Origin of the sequence: Herbidospora galbida (assembly GCF_005233835.1) — a bacterium.
In the GTDB taxonomy this organism is placed as follows: domain Bacteria; phylum Actinomycetota; class Actinomycetes; order Streptosporangiales; family Streptosporangiaceae; genus Herbidospora; species Herbidospora galbida.
Genome location: NZ_SZQA01000030.1, coordinates 113,985 through 120,044 on the forward strand (window position 1 = coordinate 113,985; position 6,060 = coordinate 120,044).

Here is a 6,060-nt window from a genome sequence, read left to right on the forward strand (position 1 = left end):
CGTCTTCCTTAAACGGTGCTTTTCGAATGACGGCCGACCGGACGGGTCCGGATCGTCGCGCCGTCGTGGGTCACTTCGACCCGGATGCCGTAGGCCTCGGTCAGGAGTGCCTCGGTGAGGACGTCGGCGGGGGAGCCGACGGCCCTGATGCGGCCGCCGTGCAGCAGGACGACCTCGTCGGCGATGGCGGCGGCCTGGTCGAGGTCGTGCAGCACGACGCCGATGGCGACGTCGTGGTGGTCGGCGAGGTCGCGGACCAGGTCGAGCAGTTCGACCTGGTAGCGGAGGTCGAGGAAGGTGGTGGGCTCGTCGAGCAGCAGCACGCCGGTCTCCTGGGCCAGGCAGGTGGCCAGCCAGACGCGCTGGAGTTCGCCGCCGGACAGTTCGTCGGCGGGACGGTCGGCCATCGCGGTCGTGCCGGTCAGGTCCATGGCCCGCGCCACCGCCGCCGCGCCCTCGGCGTCTCCGGCCCGCCAGCGCCCCCGGTGGGGATGGCGGCCGTACGCCACCACGTCCCGCACCAGCACGCCAGAAGGCGTCGGCCGTGACTGGGAGAGCAGCGTGACCTTCCTGGCGAACTCGCGGGGGGCGAGATCGAAGGCCGAGGTGTCGTCGCCGAGCCGTACGGAACCGGAAACGGGCTCGTGGAGCCGGGCCAGCGCGCGCAGCAGGGTCGACTTGCCGCTGCCGTTGGGGCCGACGAGCGCGGTCACCCGGCCGGGGCGCAGCGTGATCCCGGCGTCGCGGACGACGGGAGTGCCTTGGTAAGCGAGGGACAGGCCGGAGCCGCGCAACGCGAGAGTTTCGGTCACGTGGACTTAGGTTAGGCTAACCTTCGCCAACCTTCAATATCGGGTAAAAAGGACACCCCAGTTAGACGGCGACCTCTGGTGGCAGACTCCCGCCATGGAGCGCCACGAGTCCGACGGATACCCGATCATCCCGTTCGCCTCCGCCGAGGCGTTCGAAGACTGGCTGGAGAAGAACCACGCCCACGAGCCCGGCCTGTGGCTGAAGTTCGCGAAGAAGGGGCGCGGGATCCCGACGATCACCTTCGAAGAGGCCCTGGAGAGCTCGTCGTGCTACGGCTGGGTCGACTCGAAGATGTACCGCTACGACGACGACTACTACATCCTCCGCTACCAGCCGAGGAAGAAGACCTCCAAGTGGTCGCCGCGCAACAGCGACCTGGCCCAGCGGCTCATCGACGAGGGCCGGATGCGCCCCGCCGGGCAGGCCCAGGTCGATCAGGCCAAGGCCGACGGCCGCTGGTCGGGCACCAAGGGCTGACGACCCGGGTCAGCGGATGGCGGTGAGGACGCAGTCGCCGCAGATGCCGCCCACCCGATAGTGGAGACAGCACGACCGGCGGACGCCCCGCCGGTCGAGCGTGCCGGTCAGCGGCCCCTCGTTCAGGTATTCACGGCCCAGCGCCTCGGCCCGCGACGCGTGCCCCGGCCGGGCCCGGGAGAACGCGCCGACCGCTCCGGTCAGCGCCGAGGCCGCGTTGCCGTAGAGGACCTTGGGCGACACCCACGGCAGCGCCGCCACCAGGGGTTCGAGGGCGAACCTCGGGCCTTCGCGCAGCTCGGGCACCCGCACCCCGTCGTCGTCCCAGCGCGCGTCGGCCAGGTCGATCGAGATGCCGTGGGCGGCGCGCAGGGCGACGTACGGAGACCAGAGCCGCGCCAGCGCCCCCTGGAACAGGACGGACGCCGCGACCCTGCGGTCGAGGGTGAGCAGCCGTTTCGCCGTCGCGTCGATGACCGCGTCGTCGGCCAGCCGCTCGACGAGCGGGACTCCGCCGCCGACGCCGAGCGCGAAGAAGACGTTCACCCCTGCCACGTCGGCGACGGCGGCCTCGATGGTCGTCATTCCGCCGATGTTATGAGCCGGAGCCCCATGGAATCTCGGTGATGACGTCGATGAGCACGCCCTCGGGCGCCGCCACGATGAAGTGCCGCTGGCCGAAGTCCTCGCTGCGCAGCTCCAGCTCCGGCGTGAGGCCGCCCTCGACGACCAGCCGCCGCCACTCGCCGTCGACGTCGTCGACCTCGAAGTTGAGCAGCACGCCCTGGGCCGGGACGCGGTAGCCGGCCGGGATCGTCGGATGCGTCGGGTCGAGCAGGGCCAGCTCGTAGCCGCTGGGGTTCTTGAGACTGACGTACCAGTCGGACTCGAAGACGATCGAGAAACCGAAGTTCCGGAGGTAGAAGTCGCGTGACTCGGCGAGGACCGGGGTCGCGATCACGGGATAGAAACTCGAGGTCTTCATGTCCGGTACGCTATTTCGCATACCGACGGTATGTCAATTGGAGAAGCAGTCGTGCGAGCCGAACAGAAAGAACGCACCCGCCTGGCCCTGATCGCCGAAGCCCGGCGGCTGTTCGCCGAGCGCGGCTACGCCGACGTCGGCCTGACCGAGATCACCGCCGCCGCCGGGGTCACCAAGGGCGCCCTCTACCACCAGTTCGACGGCAAGGCCGCGCTGTTCCGGGCGGTCCTGGAGTCGGTCCACCAGGAGGTCGGCGGCCACGTCGCGGCGGCGGCCGAGGCCGAAGCCGACCTGTGGACAGGCTTCGCGGCGGGGTGCCAGGCCTTCCTGACCGCGAGCACCGACCCGACCCGCCGCCGGATCCTGCTGGTCGACGGCCCGGCCGTGCTCGGCTGGGCCGAATGGCGGGCCTTCGACGAGGCGGCCTCGGCCTTCCATTTGGAGGAGGCGGTGGCCGGCCTGATGCGCGCCGGTCTGCTCCCCGAACGGCCGACGGCCCCGCTCACCCGCCTGCTCTCCGGCGCGATGAACGAGGCCGCCCTGTGGCTCGCCTCCGAACCGTCCGCTCTCGACGACACCCGGCGCGCGCTCACCGAACTGCTGGAATCGCTCAGATGTAGGTGACCGTGCAGGGCACCCCGTTGAGGGTGATGCCGGTCGGGTTCGCATAGGTCCCCGTGTACGTCGCCACGAAGCCGATGGGCGCCGAGGTGGCCCCCGGCATGATCGACGGCGCCCAGACGGGGTTGGCCGCCTGGAGACTCGGGGGAGTCTGCGTCCACGTGGCCGACCATCCGGAGCTCATCGTCTCGTCCCCGGCGAAGACGATCTGCAGCAGCCAGGGGGAGAAGGCGGACGTGCCGGTGTTCTCGACGGTGATGGACGCGACGAAACCGCCGGTCCAGACGCTGGTGTCGTAGGTGACGTCGCACGAGTACGACATCGCGTGGGCGGGAGCGGAGGTGCCGAGCACGAGGGCGGCGGCGACGGCGAGGGCGGTCAGGATCCTCATGGGCGGATGGTCCGGCGAGGACCGTTCCCGGTCAACGAAACGGCACGTCACCGCAGCTCAGCGCGATGAATCTTTCACGTGCCAGGGCCGGTCGGGCTGGGTCGGCGTGGTCGCCCCGGAGACCCGCACGCCGTAGACGTGGTCGCCGACCACGCCGAGGTAGTCGTGGCCGGTCAGGTGGCACCACGCCGGGAGGTCGAGGGGCGCGGCCGGGTCGGTGGCGCGGAGGTGGACGACCGTCCCGGGGTCGAGCGAGTCGACGAGCCCGCGCAGCTCGATCAGGAGCAGCACGCAGCGCCGATCGCCGCCGTCGAGCACCACCGGTTCGTTGGCCATGGGACAAGTCTCCCCCAACCAGGTCAAGCGAGTGGGCGCCGGGATCATGCCTTAGGGCGTACATGAACGGGATTTTCAGCGGCAAAACGTAACAAATGCCGTATTGCTAGCGTGGCCCGGGTCCAGTCGATGTCAGGGGGAACGATATGGGCAAGGTCACCGTCGGCCGGGAGAACAGCGACACGATCGACATCCACTTCGAAGACCACGGCTCCGGGCGGCCCGTCGTGCTGATCCACGGCTATCCGCTCAACGGCGCGTCCTGGGAGAAGCAGCAGCGGGTGCTGCTCGACGCGGGCTTCCGCGTGATCACCTACGACCGGCGCGGCTGGGGCAAGTCGAGCCAGCCCACCCAGGGCCACGACTACGACACCTTCGCCCACGACCTCAAGATCCTCCTCGACCACCTCGACCTGCCCGAAGTCGACCTGGTCGGCTTCTCGATGGGCACCGGCGAGGTCACCCGCTACCTGGCCAAGTACGGCAACGACCGGATCCGCCGCGCGGTACTGCTGGGCGCCATCCCGCCGTTCCTGCTCAAGACCGCCGACAACCCCGAGGGCGTCGACAAGTCGGTCTTCGACGGCATCAAGGAAGCCGTCGTGCACGACCGCCCCGCCTACTTCCGCAAGTTCCTGGACGACTTCTTCAACGTCGACATGTACGAGGGCACCCGCATCAGCAGGGAGGCCTACCAGAACTGCTTCATCGCGGCCTGCCTGGGGAGTTCGTACTCGGCGTACAAGTGCGTCGACGCCTGGCTGGAGGACTTCCGCGACGACCTGCCGAAGATCGACGTGCCGGTCCTGCTGGTCCACGGCGACCAGGACCGCATCCTGCCCTACGCCAGCACCGCCGCCCGCCTGCCCGGCCTGATCAAGGACCTGACCTTCGTCACCATCGAGGGCGGCCCGCACAACATCGGCTGGACCCACCCCGAAGAGGTCAACAAGGAACTCCTCGACTTCCTGGAGCGCTAGCCCGCGGCCTTTCGCCGAAGGACCTGGAGATTTCGTTCTCCGGGAGGTTGGAACGCCTCGGGACGGCTCCGGCGCCGCCCCGAGGCGGGTCTTGGGGTTCACGCGGCGGCGTGGGGGGCCGGTTGGCTGGAGGCCGCCTGGGGGTCGATGACGATTCCCGGCACGCCGATGTCCCTGAGGAGGGCGCGCAGGGCCGGTTCGCAGAGCCGGATCCAGGGCTGGTCGGCGCCGAGCACGAGGGCGAGCCGGACCGGAGAGGTGAAGGCCACCGCCGTGCGGGCTCCGTCGGGGGTGCGGAACACCCGGAGGGCGTCGGCGCAGCCGGTCTTCCGGACCGGCACGAATAGCGGCACGTCCATCGTCGTTTTCCCTTCCACGTTCACGGCATCGACGTTAGGGGCCGGAGAAAGGCCGTGGGGCTTTCTCTACGGCGATCCGACGGGTGCGCCGCCGATGCTGACGCCTTTTTGACGCGTAGTCATCGCGTCAAGGCGGCGTAGGAATGGCATCAATACGGCCCGCCGGGCTCCCTCTCGCTTGTTGGATATGAGCGAAAGGGGGCCTGGAAATGGTTTCTCGGCACGCCGCCTCATTGGAGTTGCTGATTCCGGCCTCGGCCGCGATGGCGGTCGGGGCGGTGGTCGTGGTGGCCGCGTTCGTGCCGGCCGTGCCGGACGTGTCGGAGCGGGTCGCGGCGATGGCCGGGCTGACGGCGGCGATCGGGCTGGTCGTGCGGCGTCCGGTGGCGGCGGGCGTGGCCGGGGTGATCGGCTGGTTCCTGACGACGGGATTCCTGGTGAACGGGCTCGGCGAGCTGACGTTCACGACGGCCGACTGGCTGCGGCTGGCGCTGCTGACCGGGGCCGGGATGGTGGGCGCGGCGATGCGGCTGCCGATGTCGCTGCGTGCGGCCGGGCGGGTTCCGGCGCCGGTGCCGGTGCGGGTGCCGGTCGTCACTTCATATCAGCGTATAGACCGATTTGCGCATCATAAGACTTTGTCCTGAATTAGCGTTGGCCAGGGCTGCCGTCAGAATCCATGCGGGTATTTCCCGGGCCGGACACCTCAATGGTGTCCGGTCGTTTTGGAATGACAACTCGCATGGAAGTGCATATGCATACGCGTGCCAACAAATGGAGCCTGGGGCTGACGGGCGTCCTCGCCGCCGCCCTGGTCACCCTCTCCGGGGCGGCCGCCTCGGCGCAGGTCAACCCCATCGACCCACCCATCCAGCCGGCCCCGGCCGCCAAGGACATCCCTGGCACTGCGGGCGCCGAGAAGTCGGCCAAGAAGGCCGCCGCGGACGCCGCCAAGAAGGCCGCCGCCCTCCTCGCCACGCCTTCGGCGGCCCCAGCCGCGAAGAGCGCCCCCACCCCGGCCCCGGTCGCCCCGGCCAAGCCTGCCGCTCCGGCCCCGGCCAAACCGGCCGCCCCGGCCGCAGCTCCGGCTCCGGCTCC

The 6,060-nt window shown here is 69.9% G+C and carries 10 protein-coding genes and 1 pseudogene; 5 read left to right on the plus strand and 6 right to left on the minus strand.

What is annotated here, in order from left to right; translation table 11 throughout:
• Nucleotides 1-8: 8 nt before the first annotated feature.
• On the minus strand, nucleotides 9-812 hold the full coding sequence (locus tag FDA94_RS27325; RefSeq protein WP_137249938.1) for an ABC transporter ATP-binding protein: 804 nt from the start codon (nucleotides 810-812) through the stop codon (nucleotides 9-11).
• Nucleotides 813-906: 94 nt separating this feature from the next.
• On the opposite strand from FDA94_RS27325, the gene FDA94_RS27330 reads away from it, so the two are divergent.
• Nucleotides 907-1,290, plus strand: coding sequence for a YdeI/OmpD-associated family protein (locus FDA94_RS27330; RefSeq protein ID WP_137249939.1), 384 nt, complete (start codon nucleotides 907-909; stop codon nucleotides 1,288-1,290).
• A 9-nt stretch (nucleotides 1,291-1,299) separates the two neighbouring features.
• On the opposite strand, the gene FDA94_RS27335 is transcribed toward FDA94_RS27330, so the two are convergent.
• Together FDA94_RS27335 and FDA94_RS27340 are read right to left on the minus strand one after the other, a co-directional pair.
• A complete protein-coding gene (locus tag FDA94_RS27335) occupies nucleotides 1,300-1,875 on the minus strand; it encodes a (2Fe-2S)-binding protein (protein ID WP_137249940.1) in 576 nt (191 codons plus the stop codon).
• Nucleotides 1,876-1,885: 10 nt separating this feature from the next.
• The gene (locus tag FDA94_RS27340; protein WP_137249941.1) at nucleotides 1,886-2,275 is read right to left on the minus strand and encodes a VOC family protein; all 390 of its coding nucleotides are present in this window, start codon (nucleotides 2,273-2,275) and stop codon (nucleotides 1,886-1,888) included.
• A gap of 30 nt (nucleotides 2,276-2,305) precedes the next feature.
• Here FDA94_RS27340 and FDA94_RS27345 point away from each other — a divergent pair, with 30 nt between their 5' ends.
• A complete protein-coding gene (locus FDA94_RS27345) occupies nucleotides 2,306-2,899 on the plus strand; it encodes a TetR/AcrR family transcriptional regulator (RefSeq protein WP_137249942.1) in 594 nt (197 codons plus the stop codon).
• On the opposite strand, the gene FDA94_RS27350 is transcribed toward FDA94_RS27345, so the two are convergent.
• A complete protein-coding gene (locus FDA94_RS27350; RefSeq protein WP_137249943.1) occupies nucleotides 2,886-3,287 on the minus strand; it encodes a cellulose binding domain-containing protein in 402 nt (133 codons plus the stop codon). The two genes, FDA94_RS27345 and FDA94_RS27350, sit on opposite strands and share 14 nt — an antisense overlap.
• Nucleotides 3,288-3,344: 57 nt before the next feature.
• Nucleotides 3,345-3,623 carry a sulfurtransferase TusA family protein gene (locus FDA94_RS27355; protein ID WP_137249944.1) on the minus strand — a complete coding sequence of 93 codons (279 nt, stop codon included), beginning with the start codon at nucleotides 3,621-3,623 and terminating at the stop codon, nucleotides 3,345-3,347.
• A 146-nt stretch (nucleotides 3,624-3,769) separates the two neighbouring features.
• On the opposite strand from FDA94_RS27355, the gene FDA94_RS27360 reads away from it, so the two are divergent.
• Nucleotides 3,770-4,603: an alpha/beta fold hydrolase gene (locus FDA94_RS27360; RefSeq protein WP_137249945.1), complete on the plus strand. Its 834-nt coding sequence runs from the start codon at nucleotides 3,770-3,772 to the stop codon at nucleotides 4,601-4,603.
• 98 nt (nucleotides 4,604-4,701) lie between these two features.
• Here the strand turns inward: FDA94_RS27360 and FDA94_RS27365 are convergent, their stop codons facing one another.
• Nucleotides 4,702-4,962, minus strand: coding sequence for an SAV_915 family protein (locus FDA94_RS27365; RefSeq protein ID WP_212735534.1), 261 nt, complete (start codon nucleotides 4,960-4,962; stop codon nucleotides 4,702-4,704).
• 233 nt (nucleotides 4,963-5,195) lie between these two features.
• On the opposite strand from FDA94_RS27365, the gene FDA94_RS27370 reads away from it, so the two are divergent.
• The gene (locus FDA94_RS27370) at nucleotides 5,196-5,609 is read left to right on the plus strand and encodes a hypothetical protein (RefSeq protein WP_170991147.1); all 414 of its coding nucleotides are present in this window, start codon (nucleotides 5,196-5,198) and stop codon (nucleotides 5,607-5,609) included.
• A gap of 107 nt (nucleotides 5,610-5,716) precedes the next feature.
• A pseudogene (locus FDA94_RS40045) lies at nucleotides 5,717-6,060 on the plus strand (hypothetical protein); the annotation flags it as partial.